Raw genomic sequence first — 15,875 nt, forward strand, 5'->3', positions numbered from 1 at the left:
AACACCCTCGCACTCAAAACCACCCCCCCGCGCCCCCCCACCACCGTGTGGCTGTTATTTTATAACAAACTACGCAAAAACCCCGGGGGGGGGGGCGCCCCCCCCCCCCCCCCCCCGGCACCTCACCACCTACCCCCGCACCCGTGGAGGCCGCCGTGTCGCACCCCGCCACCCCACCGCGACACCCCCGACGACTCCGCGGACCGCACCGCGCTCGGCGGAATCGACTGACGCTCAGCCTGCTCCTGCCGACCCTGCTGCTGGTCGCCTGCACCGGCAGCCCCGCAACTCCCCGCACGAACGCCGCGCCAGCGAGCACCGGACCGCAGCCCACCGGGCCACTCTGCGCCGCCCTGCCCACCGGCACCGACCCCGGCAACCCGAGCTTCCTCGCCGGGCAACCCGTCGACCAGGCGCTGCGCTGGATCCCCACCCTCACCACGTTCGAAGCGGCGGTGCGTACCAGCGGCGTCCTCACCGACCTGCCCGCCGGCGACGGCGTCACCGTCCTGGCACCCTCCGACGACGCCTTCGCCGCCACGTTCTCCGAGGACAACTGGGACGACCTCATGACCCACCACACCGACCAGCTCCGCACCCTGCTGAAAGCCCACCTCATCACCGGAAGCCACCCGATCACCGACCTCACCACCGCCGGCACCGCCACCACCCTCGACGGCGTCACCGTCACCGTCACCAGCGTCGGGCCCACCGCCCGCCTCGGCGACCGCGCCGACACGGTCTGCGCCGACTACCAGGCCACCAACGCCCGCATCCACATCATCAACGCCGTCCTCGGCCCACTGCCCGTCACCGCCGACGGCACCGGCCACCGCGCACACTGACCACGTTCACCCGGGCGGCACCAGACCCGCCAACGCACGGTTGGTCCGGTTGGCCCGGACCGCGTCACGCTGCTGCCCGGCCGTCACCTCGATGTACGTCTGCGACGACGCCAACGACGCATGCCCCAACAACCGCATGATCTCCGCCGCGCTCGCACCGTCCTCCGCCAACCGGGTCGCGAAGGTGTGCCGCAGCGCGTGCAGCCGCGCACCCCGCGGCACCCGGTCACCGATGCCGGCCCGCCGGTAACACGATTCGACGAGATACTGCAGGCCACCACGGCGCAACGGCTCACCACGCCGATCCACCAGAAACGGCGAGTCGGGGCGTACCGACCGCGAACCGAAGCGCCGCACCCGACTGTCCAGGTAGTCCCGCAGCACCCGGTCCAGATCCGCCTCGATCGGCACCACCCGAGGCCGTCCACCCTTGCCGGCCACCTCGACCCGCCGCTCACCGGGCCGACCGCCGAGCGAGTCGACCCGCAACGCCAGCAGCTCCGACAGCCGCAGCCCGGCGCAGAGCGCCACCGCCAACACCGCCACGTCCCGCTCCGGCCACGGGTCGCGTTGCCGACCGTCGTCGCGCGCGGCGGACGCGAGCAACACCTCGGGGGTGTCCGCGCCGCGCAACGGCTTCGGCTGGGGGAGTAGCGCCCGAGGTCGCCCGACCGCCGGCATCGGGTTGCCCGCCACGAACCCGTCAGCGACCAGGAAGGTGAAGAAGGTGTTCCAGGTGGACCAGGCCCGGTGCACCGACGCGGCCGCCCGGGGAGCGGCGAACCGGGCGAAGGCCGCCCGCATCACCCGGGGGGAGAGGTCGGTGATCGACAGCGCGTCCAGGGGCAGGGGAGGGGTGGCATCTTCCGCGACCAGCGCCGCGACCGTGTGCAGATCCCTGCGGTACGCGGCAAGGGTGTGCGGGGAGGGCTTGCGGGTGGCCCGCGCGGTCAGGAACTCCTCGATCAGCACGGCGAGCGATTCGTCCTGTTTGTCATGCATAAGGGATATTATGCAGCATTTTCGGGTTTCCGGGTAGGGGCCGAGAGAGGGGGAGGAGATGCCAGAACCCCGGCGGTACGTCCTCACGGGAGCGCCCGGCGCCGGCAAGACAACCATGATCGAGGCGTTGCGGCGCAGGGGACACGTCACCGTCCGAGAGGCCGCCACCGACCTCATTGCCGAGAGACAGGCCCAGGGGTACGCCACGCCGTGGCACGACACCGACTTCGTCGACGCCGTCGCCGCGCTGCAACACCACCGGCAGGTCGGCGCCGACGCGCGTCAGCCGGTCCAGTTCTACGACCGGTCGCCCCTGTGCACAGTGGCGCTGGCCCGCCACCTGGGCAGACCGATCAGCCCGGCGCTGACCGCCGAAGTGGATCGCATCATGCGCGAGCGCACCTACCAACGCCTGGTGTTCCTGATCAGCCCGCTGGGCTTCATCCGCCACACCGCAGCACGTCAGATCAGCTACGCCGACGCGCTGGCCTTCGCCCGCCTGCACCGGGAGGTGTACGAGGAGCACGGGCACCAACTGGTCGAGGTGCCAGCCGGACCGGTGCGGACACGGCTGGCCCTGATCGAGGAACACGTATCGTTCGCGACATGACGTCACCCGGTGCCACCTGCCCCGAGTGTGGTCAACCCGGCACACCCACCGGGTACCGAGACCCCGACGATCCCCTGAGCTGGGTCTGCCCCGAGGGGCACCGGTGGCGGGCGACCGACCGGCCCGGGTGGGAGCCATGGGCGACGCCCACCGCCGTCACCGCACCCCACGACTCCAGTGACACCCCGACCCGGACCGGCCCCGTCACTGTCGACAAGGACGGGCGGACCTGGCGGATCGGCACGGCCAGCGACGTCGCCTGGCTCACCGGGCGCACCACGCAGGGCCTCTCGGTCACCACCGCGATCCCGCCGGTGTTCGAGGCGTACGGCACCTTCCACCCGCCCGCCGGGGTCGGCTTCGACACCCACGAACGCGCGGTGATCGACGAACTGGTGGCGCGCACGCCGGATCAGCCCTGGTGGCTGGGCTTTCTCGACACCGGCGCCCACGACGTCGTCTTCCCGCACGCCCCGAGGGTGTCCCTCTACTGGGCCTGGCCCTACGTGTTGGTCCAGGCCGGGCCGAAACAGGCCCTCAGCTGGCGGGCCGGCCACATGCGCGGCGACGGGGCGCTGCCCGACCTGTTCTTTCCCGAGGATCGCTCCTGGCTCGTCTCCGCCCTCTGGGACGACACCTGGACCGACATCGGCGCCAGCGGTGCGGTACTCGCTGCCCTGCGACGCAACCCGCTGGTCAACGCGCGCCTCGTCGGGCCGGACGAGGACGCGTGTCCGCCCGGCCTGACGCGCGACTGACCGCCGTCCGACGACGGCGAGGGGACCCCCAGAACCCGCTACTTTACATAATGTGCATTATCGAATCTCGCCCCCGTGAGTCGGAGGCGGGGCGGCTGTTCCTCCACGGCCGTGTTCGAGGTCAAACTTTGCGGAGGGCTTCCCCGATCTGCCGCGCCGCCTTGGGAGCGACGACAGCTACCGCCACGGCGGTGGCAGCGGCGGCGACGCCTCCTACCAACACCATTTTGGTGGACAGCTTGTCGGAGAGCGTACTGAGCAGGCTCTTGTTCTCCGTGTCCTTCTCGCCTTCCATCTGCAAGAGCTTCATCAGCTGGTCAATGACGTAGCGCTGTTGCTCCCACTCCAGGTCTCCGGCCATGACATCCCGGAAGATCTCTCGGGTGTCCTGGCAGGCCCGATGGAACCATTCCTGACTTTGGCTGTTGGCCGCGAGCGTGGACTGGTGCTGCCTTTCGAGCACGTTGAGCGCATCAGTGGCGAGCTCTCTGAAGTTGCCCATCTCCGCCACCCGCCGCCGTACCGCTTCAACGTCGGCGGTCGGGTTCGTAGACGCGATGTGCAGCAGTTCGTTGCCCTGGTACACGTCATGTCCGGATTTGCGGCCGGTCGCCTCGACGCCGCCGTCGTCCTCGTGCTCCACGCAGCTATTCCGATCCAACTGACACCGATTCCACAGCAGACGCGTGGACAGGGTGATCCGGCTCCTCGCGAGACAGAGTGTAAGCAGAAGCGTTGGCCGTCCCTGCAGCCCAGATCGGCCAGTGTGAGTTCGTGCGGGCAAGGTCCGCTCCCCCAGTTCGGGTTGTCAGATGCGCGTACGGCGCAGCCAGTCCTGGGTGAGCGCGCGCAGCAGGGCGGGTTGTTCGTACGGCAGGTAGTGTCCGGCCGCGTCGATCACGGTGTAGGTGCCGCGCGGGTAGTGGCGCATGGCGCGGAACTGGTCGGCGTAGCCGACGATTCGGTCCTGTCGGCCGGTGATCACGCTGACCGGGCCGTCGAAGACGACCTCTGCCGTCTCGTCGGGTAGCGCGTAGTTGGAGCCGCTCTGCAACTCCTGTTGGAATGTCGGGTAACCGGGGCCACCGGAGTTCAGTGCGGCGAGCACCGTCGCGACGACGGCTGGGGTGCGGTGGCCCAGGGCGGCGTCGAGGTGTGCGTGCAGGGCGGCGGGAGCGGCGTCGAGCCAGCCCGTGGGTGCTTCGAGTGGTGGGTCGTCGGGCAGGTCCCGGCTGTCGCGGGCGATGGTGACGCCGGGACAGACGAGGAGCAGGCCGCGGACGAGGTCGGGTCGTTGGCGGGCGATGCCGGCGGCCAGGTACGCGCCGTAGGAGCCGCCGGCGAGCAGGACCGGCGCGTCGACGTGGTGGTCCAGCCAGGCGCAGACGGTTTCCAGTAACGCCTGGGAGGTGGGTGGGCAGTTCGCGGGGGTGTCTCCGTGGCCGGGCAGGTCCAGGTAGATCTCTCGTAGGCCGGCGCCCGCGAGGGCGGGGCTGAGGGCAGCGGCTGTGGCGGCGCGGCTCATGCCCGGGTGGCCGGGTCCCAGCCGTACGCGTCGGACACCTCGATCAGGCCGGCCCAGCGCAGGCCGAGGCGGGTGTTGGCGTCGTACTTCATGTCGAGGTAGGTCTTGTTCGCCGGCGACATGATGACCTTGTTTCCGCGGGCGGCGGCTGCGGCGAGGCTGGCGTTTGTGGTGCCGGTGCCCCAGAACTGGGCGACGACGTCGGTGGGCGGGTCGGCCTGGGTGATCTCGTTCCATCCGGAGGCGCGCTTGCCGTACTTCGCGACCAGGGGCAGGACCCGGTTCATGAAGGTGCGGTAGTCCTCGTCGGTGGTGGCGTGGGCTTCGTCGCCGCCGATGTGCAGGAATGGTCCGGGGGTGATGGCGGCGAGTTCGCGGATGACGTCCTCGACGAAGCGGTAGGTGAGTTCGTCGTTGATGCAGAGGGAGCTGTAGCCGACTGCCATGTCGGTGCGCGGGGGCGGTGCGACGCCGTCGCAGTTGAGTTCGGGGTACGTCGACTGGGCGGCGTTGGTGTGCCCGGGCATGTCGATCTCGGGGATGATCGTGATGTGTCGTGCCGCGGCGTAGGCGACGACGGTCTTGTAGTCGGCCTTGGTGAGGTATCCGGGGCCGACACCGTCGACTCCGGTGCCGGGTCCGCCGCCGACTGTGGTGAGGCGGGGCCAGGAGTCGATCTGGATGCGCCAGCCCTGGTCGTCGGTGAGGTGCAGGTGCAGGTAGTTGATTTTGTACTGGCTGAGCAGGTCCACGTAGGCGGTGATGTCGTCGACGGTGTGGAAGTGGCGTGCGAGGTCGAGCATCGCGCCCCGGTAGGCGAAGCGTGGGTAGTCGATGATTCGTCCGCCGGGGACTGTCCAGGTGGTTCGCTGCCGGTTGGGTGCCTCGATGTCGGCGGGGAGCAGTTGGCGCAGGGTCTGGGTGCCGGCGAACAGTCCGGCGGGGGTGTTGGCGCGGATCGTGATGCTGCGGCGGGTGACGTCGAGTTGGTAGCCCTGTTGGCCGATGCGGGTGTCGGCGCCGCCGATGAGCAGGGCGATCTCGGGTAGCGGGGTGGAGCGTACGGGCAGGACGGGCAGGGGGTGGCCGGTGGCGGGGCGCAGTGTGGTGGCGAGCTGCTGGCCGACGTGCCGGGCGGCGGCGGAGCCGGGGGTGGTGCGGATGACGGTCAGGGGGGTGATCCGGAATGTGTCGTGCGGGTCGGGGTGGGTTTCGACCGGTGCGGGGATGACGTCGCTGAGGTGTCGGGCTGGTGCGGTGGGTGCTGCGGCGGCGGGCGTGGCGGGCAGGATCACTGGTAGCGCGAGTGCGGCTATGGCCAGCAGCCGTGTGGTGGTGTGTCGGCGACGCACGGTACCTCCAGGCCTCGTCATGATCGACCTTCGTCGATTAGAGTCGCAGGCTACCGGCGTTTCGCCTGTACTGTAAACCTTCCTTAACATAAGGGCTCGTCGAGACAGTGTTGTCGCCGACCTCACGTACGCCCCACGCTGGGGAATTCCTGGAGTGGGTCGTGCCGTTGTCCGTTCGGAAGATCAGGTTCGGATGATCGAATGGGAAGTGCCATGCACATGCGCTCAGACGCGGTAGTGCTGTTCGGCGTCACGGGTGACCTCGTCTCGAAGAAGCTGTTTCCGGCGCTGTACGAGTTGACCCGGCGCGACCGCCTCGACGTTCCGGTGATCGGCGTGGCCCGCTCCCCCTGGGACGATCAGCAGTTGGTCACCATGGCACGCAAGTCGGTCACCGAGGCCAATGACGAGATCGACGACGAGGCCTTCGATCGGCTGGCTGACAACCTCTCGATGGTCTCCGGCAACTACGCGGACCCGACGACGTACCAGCGGCTGGCTGAGCGGCTGCGCGACGCCGAGCAGCCGGTCTTCTACCTGGCGATCCCTCCGGCGGTGTTCGGCTCCGTCGTCGAGGGCCTGGCGTCAGTGGGTCTGGCCGACCGGGGTCGGGTGATCGTGGAGAAGCCGTTCGGGCGTGACCTGGAGTCCTCCCGCGAGCTGGATCGCACCCTGGGCGCGGCCTTCGCGCCGGAGCGGGTGTTCCGCATCGACCACTACCTCGGCAAGGAAGCCGTCGAGAGTCTCTACGCCTTCCGGTTCGCCAACCGGCTGTTCGAGCCGCTGTGGAACAACGAGCACATCGACAACATCCAGGTGACCCTCGCCGAGGCGTTCGGCACCCAGGGTCGGGCCGGCTTCTACGACACCGTGGGCGCCACCCGGGACGTGCTGCAGAACCACATCCTGCAGGTCGTGGCGCTCATCGCGATGGAGGCGCCGGCCAGCGAGGACACCGAGGCGTTCCGGGAGGCGGAGGCCACGGTGCTGCGGCAGATCGCGCCGTTGTCGCCGGAGTCCACCGTCCGGGGGCAGTACGCCGGCTACCGCGACGAGCCGGGCGTGGCGGCGGACTCGAACACGGAGACGTTCGTGGCGACCCGGTTGACTGTCGACTCGCCCCGCTGGGCGGGCGTGCCCTTCTACCTGCGCACCGGTAAGTCCCTGCCGGGGACGGCGACGGAGGTCGTGGTCGAGTTCAAGCAGCCGCAGCGTTCGCTGATCCCCGCCGAGCGGGGCACGGCAAGAGCCGCGAACCTGCTGCGTTTCCGCCTCGGGCGTGGTGACGGCATCACGATGTCGATCCAGGCGAAGAGCCCGGGCGCTGAGGTGGCGAGCCGTCCGGTGGATCTGTCGGTCGACTTCGGTTCGGCTTTCGGTCGCCGGCAGGAGGCGTACGAGCGGTTGCTCGACGACGCGATGGACGGGCAGCACCTGCGCTTCGCGCGGGCCGAGACGATCGAGCAGGAGTGGCGCATCGTCGAGCCGATCCTCGATCTGCCGACGGCGGTGCAGTCGTACGAGAAGGGCAGTTGGGGTCCGGCGGACGCCGACGCGCTGGCCGGCGGCTGGCACCTGCCGGCCCTGCGGTAGTCGCGGCCCGAGCCGACGGCGGCCTGACCGACTCGGTCTCCCGGCATGTCGCGGTGTCGGGGTCGCCGCGATGCCCCGACTTTCCGGAAGCCGAGTCGATCACGGGGCCGCCGCGGGCGCTGAGTGACCGCTCAGCTCAGCGGAACGACCGTCCGGCGACGGCTAGGTTTGCCGCTGACGAGTGGTGCGGGCACGTTGGGGGCGACGTTTCTCGTCCTCATCGGAGAGGAAGCAACGCATGCTTTCCGCACTCGATCGTCGGCACACCGTCGCGCCACCCGGCTACAGCCGGTGGCTCATCCCCCCGGCCGCGTTGGCCATCCACCTCTGCATCGGTCAGGTCTACGCCACAAGCGTCTACAAGAACTCCCTGATCGCCCACTTCGACACCAGCCAGACGGCGATCGGGGTGATCTTCAGCATCGCGATCGTGATGCTCGGGTTGTCCGCCGCGGTCGCCGGAACCTGGGTGGAGGCGAACGGACCGCGTAAGGCGATGTTCGTCTCCGCCTGCTTCTGGGCGGCCGGTTTCCTGGTGGGCTCACTGGGCATCGCCACGAAGCAGCTGTGGCTGCTGTACCTGGGTTACGGGCTGCTCGGCGGCATCGGGCTGGGAATCGGCTACATCTCCCCCGTCTCCACCCTGATCAAGTGGTTCCCGGACCGGCCAGGGCTGGCCACCGGGTTGGCGATCATGGGGTTCGGTGGTGGGGCGATGGTCGCCTCTCCCCTGTCGCGTCAACTGTTGTCGTTCTACGACGCCGGCTACGACCCGGCCAACGCGGGGTCGACGGCGTCGGGCAGCGCCCTGGTGTGGCTGTTCGTGACGCTCGGCCTGGGCTACTTCGTGATCATGATGTTCGGGGTGGCGAACGTGCGGGTGCCGGCGCAGGACTGGCGGCCGGCCGGCTTCGACCCCGCGAGCGTGGCGGCGAAGCCGCTGGTCACCACGGCGAACGTGTCGGCCGCGAACGCGGTGAAGACCCGCTCGTTCTGGCTGCTGTGGGTAGTGCTGTTCTGCAACGTGACCGCCGGCATCGGCATCCTGGAGCAGGCCAGCCCGATGATCCAGGACTTCTTCCGCGACAACGGCACCTCGGCGGTGACCGTCGCCGCGGCCGGCGGGTTCGTCGGTCTGCTGTCGCTGTTCAACATGGCCGGGCGGTTCGTGTGGTCGTCCACCTCGGACCTCATCGGCCGCAAACCGATCTACCTGGTGTACCTGGGTGTCGGCATGGTGCTCTACGCGCTGCTGGCGCTCGTCGGACAGACCTCGACGGCCCTGTTCGTGCTGTTGGCCTGCGTGATCCTGTCGTTCTACGGCGGTGGCTTCGCGACGGTGCCGGCGTACCTGCGGGACCTGTTCGGCACCTTCCAGGTCGGTGCGATCCACGGTCGGCTGCTGACCGCGTGGTCGGCGGCGGGGATCGCCGGTCCGCTGATCGTCAACGGGTTCCTCGACGCGCAGGGCGAGCCGGGCTCACTGACCGCCGCGGCCTACCGTCCGGCGCTGTTCACGATGGTGGCTGTGCTGGCCGTGGGCTTCGTGGCGAACCTGCTGGTGCGGCCGGTGCCGCAGCGCTACCACGAACCGTCGACGGAGCAGAGCACGGATGAGAACGCGGATCGGGACCTGGACGAAGACACGACGGCGCAGAGGAGTGGTACGCGATGAGTGAGGACAGCCGACCCGGGCAGCAGGCCCGGTTGTGGATCTCCTGGTTGGTGGTGGCGGCGCTGCTCGGCTACGGGGTCGCCCAGACCGTCGTCACCGCGGCGAAGCTGTTCACCCACTAAGGTGCGCGCGGGGTGCCGTCGAGCGGCACCCCGCAGCACGGTCAGAGACCGCCGGAGACGCGCAGCACGGTCCCGGTGGCGTACGAGGCGTCCGGGCCGAGCAGCCAGGCGATGGCGGCGGCGATCTCGTCGGGTTCGCCGGCGCGGCCCAGCGGGATGCGACCGACGGCGGATTCGGCGCGGTCGGGCACCCCGGAGTCGGCGTGGATGTCGGTACGCACGATGCCGGGGGCCACGGCGTTGACCCGGATGCCCTTCGGGGCCAGTTCCTTGGCCAGACCGACGGTGAGGGTGTCGGTGGCGGCCTTCACGGCGGCGTAGTGCACGTACTCCCCCGGGCTGCCGAGGGTCGCGGCCGCCGACGAGACGTTGACGATCGCCCCGCCGTCGGTCAACCGGCGGGCGGCCTGCTGGGCGCAGAGGACGTAGCCGACGAGGTTGACGTCGACGACCCGACGCAGGTCCTCGACGCGCAGCTCGGTGAAGGGCCCGATCAGGCTGGTGACGCCGGCGTTGTTGACCAGGCCGGTGAGCGGGCCGAGCTGGGCGGCCGCGTCGAACAGGGCGTGCACCTGCTCGGGGTCGGTGGTGTCGGCGCGTACCGCGACGGCCTGTGCGCCGGCGGCCCGCAGGTCGGCCAGGACGGCGGTGGCGGCGGCCTCGTCGCGGCGGTAGCACAGGGCGACGTGGTGACCGGCGGCGGCGAGCCGGCGGGCGGTGGCCGCGCCGATGCCCCGGCCGCCGCCGGTGATGACGGTGACGGGTGCCACGATGCCTCCCCGGGGAAGTCTGACGCCTGCGCGATGGTCGTGCCGACGCTACCGTGACCGGCGCGGGTCGGTCGTCGAGAGGAGAGTCACATGCAGCGGGCGTTGGTGCTCGGCGGTGGCGGGGTGACCGGGGTGGCCTGGGAGTTGGGGCTGCTGGCCGGGTTGGTCGAACGGGGCGTACCGGTCACCGGGGCGGATCTGGTGGTTGGCACGTCGGCGGGCTCGGTGGTCGGCGCGCAGGTGTGCTCCGGGTTGCCCGTCGAGCGTTTCTACAGCAAGCAGTTGGCGCCGCCGTCGGGTGCGCTGGCGGCACGGTTGGGTTTCGCGACGCTGGCGCGGTTGATCTGGGCCGGTGGGCGGACCCGCGACGCGGTGCGCGCGCGGGCCCGGATCGGGGCGATGGCGGTGGCGGCGCGTACCGAGTCTGAGGCGTCGCGACGGCCGGTGATCGAGGCCCTTCTGCCGGTCCGGGAGTGGCCGCGGCAGCGGCTGCTGATCACGGCGGTGGACGCGTCGTCCGGTGAGTTCGTGGTGTTCGACAGCGACAGCGGGGTGTCCCTGGTGGACGCGGTGGGCGCGAGTTGCGCGGTGCCCGGGGTGTGGCCGCCGGTGACGATCGGCGCGCGCCGCTTCGTCGACGGTGGGATGCGCTCGACGGTGAACGCGGACCTGGCGGCGGACGCGCGCAGGGTGCTGGTGCTCGCGCCGACGTCGTCGGCGTTCGGGCCGATGCCACGGCTGTCGGCGCAGGTGGACGCGCTGCGGGCGGCCGGGTCGCGGGTGGTGGTGCTGACGCCGGACGCGGCGGCGCGCACGGCGATCGGCCGCAACGTGCTGGACCCGGCCCGGCGCGCGGGCGCGGCGCGGGCCGGACGGGCCCAGGCCGACGTGGTGGCCGACGAGGTGGCGGCGCTCTGGGCGTGATCGCTTACGCTCACCGCGCGGTCGATCAGACGACGGAGGTGCGCGGTGGCGGGTGTGGGTGTCGGCGACGAGGTGCGGGATTTCGAGCTGCCTGATGAGACGGGCACGCCGCGGCGGCTGTCGGAGTTCCTGGCGGCCGGGCCGGTGGTGCTGTTCTTCTACCCGGCGGCGATGACCCGGGGGTGCACGGCGGAGAGCTGCCACTTCCGCGACCTCGCGGCGGAGTTCACGGCGCTGGGCGCGACGCGGGTGGGCATCAGCCGCGACCCGGTGGCGAAGCAGGCCGAGTTCTCGAAGCTGCACGGCTTCGACTATCCGTTGCTGTCGGACGTCGACGGCGCGGTGGCGCAGCAGTTCGGGGTCAAGCGGCGGGTGCCGTTGGGGCCGTTGAGCATGAAGCGCATGACGTTCGTCATCGGCGCCGACCAGCGGATCATCGAGGTGATCCACAGCGAGGTCAGCATGAACGAGCACGCGGACCGGGCGCTGCGGGCGCTGGGCGGCTGAGCGGGCGCGAGCCCCGTGCGGCGGGTGTCGCAGTCGGCTGGTATCAAGACAGCAATCAAACAGGTGTACGGAAGAGGGTTGTGATGGATGCCGGCCAGGGTTTGTCCACTAGCGAGGTGCAGAGCATCCGGGAGTCGTTGGCGGCCGGACGTAAACCGCGGGTGGTGTTCACCGCTGCGGCGGGGCAGATCGCCGGTCAGGTCGGTCAGGTGATCGAGTTGACCGACCCGGAGGTGTCCGACGAGTTCGTGGTGGTGCGCTTCGGCCGCGACGAGTTGCCGTTCTCCCCCGCCGACCTGGCCGTGGCGCCCAAGGGCGTCACTCGTCGGGTGGTGGAGCCGAAGCCGGAGCCCGAGCCCGAGCCGCCAGCGGTGGCCGCGCCGGAGTTCGTGTTGGACACGCCGCGGGTGCCCGCGCAGCGACAGGAGGAGCCGAAGGTGGAGCAGACGGAGAAGCCGCCGGCGCGGCGGGCGGTCAAGGCCGTCAAGCCGAAGGGCCCCGCGGGCCTCACTGTGACCTTGGCGTACGCCGACGGGGAGTGGACCGTCGCCGCGCAGCAGGGCAGCAAGGCGCTGGCGAAGCCGTACGTGGTGAAGCCGGCGGAGGCGTTGAAGATGGTGGCCCTTGTCGACGTGCCGGGGGTGCAGGAGGCGGTGGAGCAGATCCTCGGCACCGAGCGGGCCGAGGCGGAGCAGCAGGCAGAGAAGCTGCGTGCGGAGCTGGCCGAGATCGAGGCCCGGCTGGCGGAGCTGCGCGAGGCCCGCTGAGCCGGGTCAGTGTCGGCTGTGGTGGTGCAGCAGTCGGGTGAGTAGTCGCGTCAGCTGCTTGCGCTCGGTGGCGGACAGCGGGGCGAGCAGGTCGGCTTGGACGCGCTCGACGGTCGCGCCCATCCGGCGGGCCTCGTCGGCGCCGGCGTCGGTGGCGCTGATGACGTTGCGGCGGCGATCGGCCGGGTCGGGGGCACGCACCACGAGCCCTCGGCCGGCCAGGTCGTTGATGGCGGCCACCACGTCGCTGCGGTCGATGCCGCAGCGCCGGCCGAGGTCGGCCTGGCTCGCGGGCCCGTCCTCGGCCAGGGTGGCGAGCAGTCGGTAGTGGTAGCCGCGCAGGTCGTGCGCGGCGAACCCCTCGCTGAGCAGGCGGGCGGCGTGAGTGGCGGTCTGGTTGAGCAGCCAGGTCGGGGTGGTGCTGAGCCCGGCGGGTGACTGCGGGGCCGTGTTGTCCATGCGGCGCAGCCTACCAGTAATCGTTGGCGCGACCCACGATCTGATGCTACGTTGGTCCAACCAACGTTGGTTCGGCCAACGTATTGAAGGAGGCGTCATGTCCACCGTCCCCACCCTCAACGGCCAGGTCATCGGCCAGGCCCACTACGCCACCCGGGCCCTGCTTGAACGGGCCACCGCTCCCCTCGGCATCGAGTTCAACCAGTTGCTCGCCCTCAACGTCCTCGCCAACGGCCCGGCCGAACGCGCCCACCTCACGCACCGGATCACCAGCACCCTCAAGGTCGACGAGCAGGAGGTGCAACGGGTGCTCACCACTCTCGTCGACGCGAACCTCGCCCAGGCAGACCACGACGCCGACGTACCACGGCTGCGGCTCACCGACGCAGGTCATGCGGTGCAGGCCCGCATCGCCGACGCCGTCGGGAACATCAACGCGCGCCTCTACGCGGACATCCCCGCCGACGAGGCGAGCGCCGCCGCCCGGGCGCTCGCCCTGGTCACTCAGCGCGCCAACGCCGAACTGGCCGCCACCCCGACCTGACCGGCAAGAACCCGACGGCACGGGCCCGGTCCTGCCGCACGCCGGGCCGGATCCGGCCAACCGGTCAGCGGCCCACGTGCCGGGCCCCGGTCGGTCAGCACCAACCTGTCAGCGGCCCACGTGCCGGGCCGGTCGGTCAGAAGTAGTCGAGCAACTGCGCCGGGCCTCCAACGCCCAGCAGGTCCAGGGCGGCCGGGTCGACACCCGGGCTGTGGTGCAGCAGCCCGGCCTGCGCGACCGAGCGGGCCTGCGCCGCCCCGGCGTACAGCAGCGCGAAACCGCGCACGTCCAACCGCAGGTCGGCCTCGCCGCCGACCCGGGTCAACTCGGCGGCGCCGTCGGCGACAGCCAACCGCCAGGTACCGGAGTTCCAGTCGGCGAGCGTGTCGGTGAGATGGAAGTCGACGGCGCCCCGGGCGTGGGCGGGCCACCCCCGTGCGCTCACCGCCCGCGCCACGTCGACCGGTCGGTGCATCCACAGGTCCCGCTCATGCTCGCGGGCCGACTCCAACGGCAGGTGGCGGCTGACCGCGTCCCCGTCGAGCGGGCACAGCCGCAGGGTCGGCGCGACGCTGGCCCAACTGCCCAGCACCCCGACGAGTTCCCGGGCGGCGTCGGCGGTGACGGCCAGCGCCTCGTCGACGGTGAGCACCGAGTCCGCCCCGTAGCCGCGGCCCCGCTGCCAGGTGGCGTAACCGACCAGCTCGCCGTCGGCCTCGACGAGGGTGAGGCCGTCACCGGGCAGGCCCCCGTCGGCGGCGAAGAAGTCGAACAACTCGCCCCGGCGGGTCAGCATGCCGTTGCGGTGGCGGGTGACCCGCTCGTACAGGTCGGCGACGGCGGGCAGGTCGGCAGGCGTACCGGCCCGCACCGACAGATCCGGGGAGGGCCGGTGCCGAGGCAGCGCGGCGGTGGTCACATTCACGGTACGCAGCACACCGGCGGCCTCCCACCCGCAGGCCCGGTACGGGGCGGCGACGGTCGGGTAGAGGGCACTGACCGCCGCCCCGCGCTCCCGTGCGCCGCGCAGCAGGGCGGTGAGCATGGCACGGGCCACGCCCCGGCCGCGGGCCTCGGGAGCGACCGCCACCCCGGCCACGTCGGCGGCCGACACCGCCCGGCCCGACCACCACTGGTCGTGGCGCAGGTCGACGGCCTTCCCGACGAGCCGACCGCTGTCGTCGAACGCGCCGTAACGGGTCAGGCCGGGCACTGTGGCGGTGTGGTGCGCGGGCCGCTGCGGCTCGGAGCCGAACGCGAACCGGCCCAACTCCCAGGCGGCGTCGAGGTCGTCGGCGGTGAGTTCGCGTACGTGCACAGTGGCGGGCATCGGCACACCGTAGCGGGGCGGCCGCGCGCCGACCGCCGATTTTCGCCCAGCATGCCGCCGGCCCCCGCTCCCGCCGATCATGGAGTTGTGGTGGACACCAAAGCATCCGTTATCGCGCCAAACCAGGCACCACAACTCCATGATCGACCGCGCCGCACCCGCGATCTTGCAGTTGCTGTCACGGCATAAGGGGCATTGCTCGTATTTCAGCAACCGAAACTGGAAGATCGGCGGGGTGCGGGCGTCAGGTGGGAGGGTCTTTCCTCAGGCCGAGTGCGTCCAGCACCTCGATCAACACCCGCTGGTCATGCGCGAGCTGCGGAACGTACTCGGTGATCCCCACTCCGACCACCCGATGGTGGGCGCGCAGGGCGGTCAGCGACCGGGCCAGCGTGGCGGAGGTCAGGCCGCCCGGGGTGGGCACCGCCACGGCAGGCAACGCGGACGGGTCCAGCACGTCCAGGTCGAGGTGCACGTACACCGCGGCGCCGGGTGGGGGAAGCTCGGCCAGTCGGGTCGGCTGCGCGCCCAGCGTCGCGCAGTCCAGCACCGTCAGCTCGTGCCGGCGCACGTACTCGACCTCGGCGGGGTCGAGATCTCGGACCCCGACCAGCGCGACCTGGCCGGGCGTGAGGCAACGAGGCGCCGGCAGCGCACCGTCCGCGTCGAGCAGCAGGCGCAGAGGCATGCCGTGCGCCGTCCCGCTCGGCGAACTCGCTGGTGTGTTGAGGTCGCCGTGTGCGTCGATCCAGAGTACGAACAGCCGTTGCGCGTAATGGTCCGCGAGATGGGCCACCGACGCGACCTCGACCGCACAGTCCCCGCCCAAGGTCAGCAGCCGCCGCGGACGGTACCGCGCGAGCACCTCAGCATGGGCGCTGTGGGCGTCGACGACCGCGTCCCGGTGGCGGACACCTTTCTCCCGCTCCGAACCTTCGGTCGGGACCGGCACGGTGACCCGCTGCGTCCCCGGCGCGACCAGGGCGCCCAGCGCGGCCGCTCCGTCGCGCACCCGGATGTCGTCCGCGCCCTGCCACATCGGTACCAGTACGTCGAGATCCCGGTTCCACATGGCGGCGATCCTCCCAGCCG

General features: G+C 71.0%; 18 protein-coding genes. 10 read left to right on the forward strand and 8 right to left on the reverse strand.

What is annotated here, in order from left to right:
• Positions 1–155: 155 nt before the first annotated feature.
• Positions 156–845, forward strand: coding sequence for a fasciclin domain-containing protein (locus tag AB0B98_RS16225; protein WP_357363369.1), 690 nt, complete (start codon positions 156–158; stop codon positions 843–845).
• Between the two features lie 6 nt (positions 846–851).
• Here the strand turns inward: AB0B98_RS16225 and AB0B98_RS16230 are convergent, their stop codons facing one another.
• On the reverse strand, positions 852–1,847 hold the full coding sequence (locus AB0B98_RS16230; RefSeq protein WP_357363371.1) for a tyrosine-type recombinase/integrase: 996 nt from the start codon (positions 1,845–1,847) through the stop codon (positions 852–854).
• A gap of 58 nt (positions 1,848–1,905) precedes the next feature.
• Here AB0B98_RS16230 and AB0B98_RS16235 point away from each other — a divergent pair, with 58 nt between their 5' ends.
• Together AB0B98_RS16235 and AB0B98_RS16240 are read left to right on the forward strand one after the other, a co-directional pair.
• The gene (locus tag AB0B98_RS16235) at positions 1,906–2,457 is read left to right on the forward strand and encodes an AAA family ATPase (protein WP_357363373.1); all 552 of its coding nucleotides are present in this window, start codon (positions 1,906–1,908) and stop codon (positions 2,455–2,457) included.
• Positions 2,454–3,215, forward strand: a complete 762-nt coding sequence (locus AB0B98_RS16240; RefSeq protein ID WP_357363375.1) for a hypothetical protein — start codon at positions 2,454–2,456, stop codon at positions 3,213–3,215. The genes AB0B98_RS16235 and AB0B98_RS16240 overlap by 4 nt, the downstream gene beginning before the upstream one ends.
• A gap of 121 nt (positions 3,216–3,336) precedes the next feature.
• Here the strand turns inward: AB0B98_RS16240 and AB0B98_RS16245 are convergent, their stop codons facing one another.
• From AB0B98_RS16245 to AB0B98_RS16255, 3 genes are all read right to left on the reverse strand, one after another.
• Positions 3,337–3,858 (reverse strand): hypothetical protein, encoded by a 522-nt coding sequence (locus tag AB0B98_RS16245; RefSeq protein ID WP_357363377.1) that lies wholly within the window; start codon positions 3,856–3,858, stop codon positions 3,337–3,339.
• A 165-nt stretch (positions 3,859–4,023) separates the two neighbouring features.
• Positions 4,024–4,740, reverse strand: coding sequence for an alpha/beta hydrolase (locus AB0B98_RS16250; RefSeq protein ID WP_357363379.1), 717 nt, complete (start codon positions 4,738–4,740; stop codon positions 4,024–4,026).
• Positions 4,737–6,092 carry a beta-N-acetylhexosaminidase gene (locus AB0B98_RS16255; protein WP_357363381.1) on the reverse strand — a complete coding sequence of 452 codons (1,356 nt, stop codon included), beginning with the start codon at positions 6,090–6,092 and terminating at the stop codon, positions 4,737–4,739. Before AB0B98_RS16255 ends, AB0B98_RS16250 begins: the two co-directional genes overlap by 4 nt.
• A 213-nt stretch (positions 6,093–6,305) precedes the next feature.
• Between AB0B98_RS16255 and zwf the strand changes: the two genes are divergently transcribed.
• The 3 genes from zwf (at position 6,306) to AB0B98_RS16270 (ending at position 9,482) form a co-directional block, all read left to right on the forward strand.
• Positions 6,306–7,685, forward strand: coding sequence for a glucose-6-phosphate dehydrogenase (gene zwf, locus AB0B98_RS16260; RefSeq protein ID WP_357363383.1), 1,380 nt, complete (start codon positions 6,306–6,308; stop codon positions 7,683–7,685).
• Between the two features lie 238 nt (positions 7,686–7,923).
• Positions 7,924–9,360, forward strand: coding sequence for an OFA family MFS transporter (locus tag AB0B98_RS16265; protein ID WP_238669802.1), 1,437 nt, complete (start codon positions 7,924–7,926; stop codon positions 9,358–9,360).
• The gene (locus tag AB0B98_RS16270) at positions 9,357–9,482 is read left to right on the forward strand and encodes a hypothetical protein (RefSeq protein ID WP_256442137.1); all 126 of its coding nucleotides are present in this window, start codon (positions 9,357–9,359) and stop codon (positions 9,480–9,482) included. Before AB0B98_RS16265 ends, AB0B98_RS16270 begins: the two co-directional genes overlap by 4 nt.
• Before the next feature lie 41 nt (positions 9,483–9,523).
• On the opposite strand, the gene AB0B98_RS16275 is transcribed toward AB0B98_RS16270, so the two are convergent.
• Positions 9,524–10,252, reverse strand: coding sequence for an SDR family oxidoreductase (locus AB0B98_RS16275; RefSeq protein WP_357363385.1), 729 nt, complete (start codon positions 10,250–10,252; stop codon positions 9,524–9,526).
• A gap of 90 nt (positions 10,253–10,342) precedes the next feature.
• Between AB0B98_RS16275 and AB0B98_RS16280 the strand changes: the two genes are divergently transcribed.
• From AB0B98_RS16280 to AB0B98_RS16290, 3 genes are all read left to right on the forward strand, one after another.
• Entirely contained in the window at positions 10,343–11,176 is an 834-nt protein-coding gene (locus AB0B98_RS16280) for a patatin-like phospholipase family protein (RefSeq protein WP_357363387.1), read from the forward strand.
• A gap of 45 nt (positions 11,177–11,221) precedes the next feature.
• Positions 11,222–11,683: a peroxiredoxin gene (locus AB0B98_RS16285; RefSeq protein WP_357363389.1), complete on the forward strand. Its 462-nt coding sequence runs from the start codon at positions 11,222–11,224 to the stop codon at positions 11,681–11,683.
• Positions 11,684–11,766: 83 nt separating this feature from the next.
• Positions 11,767–12,450 (forward strand): hypothetical protein, encoded by a 684-nt coding sequence (locus tag AB0B98_RS16290; RefSeq protein ID WP_238669805.1) that lies wholly within the window; start codon positions 11,767–11,769, stop codon positions 12,448–12,450.
• A gap of 6 nt (positions 12,451–12,456) precedes the next feature.
• On the opposite strand, the gene AB0B98_RS16295 is transcribed toward AB0B98_RS16290, so the two are convergent.
• Positions 12,457–12,909, reverse strand: coding sequence for a MarR family winged helix-turn-helix transcriptional regulator (locus AB0B98_RS16295; RefSeq protein WP_357363392.1), 453 nt, complete (start codon positions 12,907–12,909; stop codon positions 12,457–12,459).
• Between the two features lie 97 nt (positions 12,910–13,006).
• Between AB0B98_RS16295 and AB0B98_RS16300 the strand changes: the two genes are divergently transcribed.
• Positions 13,007–13,453 carry a hypothetical protein gene (locus tag AB0B98_RS16300; protein WP_357363394.1) on the forward strand — a complete coding sequence of 149 codons (447 nt, stop codon included), beginning with the start codon at positions 13,007–13,009 and terminating at the stop codon, positions 13,451–13,453.
• Positions 13,454–13,589: 136 nt separating this feature from the next.
• Here AB0B98_RS16300 and AB0B98_RS16305 read toward each other — a convergent pair whose 3' ends face one another.
• Both AB0B98_RS16305 and AB0B98_RS16310 read right to left on the reverse strand, forming a co-directional pair.
• Positions 13,590–14,783: a GNAT family N-acetyltransferase gene (locus AB0B98_RS16305; protein WP_357363395.1), complete on the reverse strand. Its 1,194-nt coding sequence runs from the start codon at positions 14,781–14,783 to the stop codon at positions 13,590–13,592.
• Positions 14,784–15,027: 244 nt separating this feature from the next.
• Positions 15,028–15,855, reverse strand: a complete 828-nt coding sequence (locus AB0B98_RS16310; protein WP_357363397.1) for an arginase family protein — start codon at positions 15,853–15,855, stop codon at positions 15,028–15,030.
• Positions 15,856–15,875: the final 20 nt, after the last annotated feature.

The organism is Micromonospora sp. NPDC048947 (assembly GCF_040649495.1).
In the GTDB taxonomy this organism is placed as follows: domain Bacteria; phylum Actinomycetota; class Actinomycetes; order Mycobacteriales; family Micromonosporaceae; genus Micromonospora; species Micromonospora alfalfae.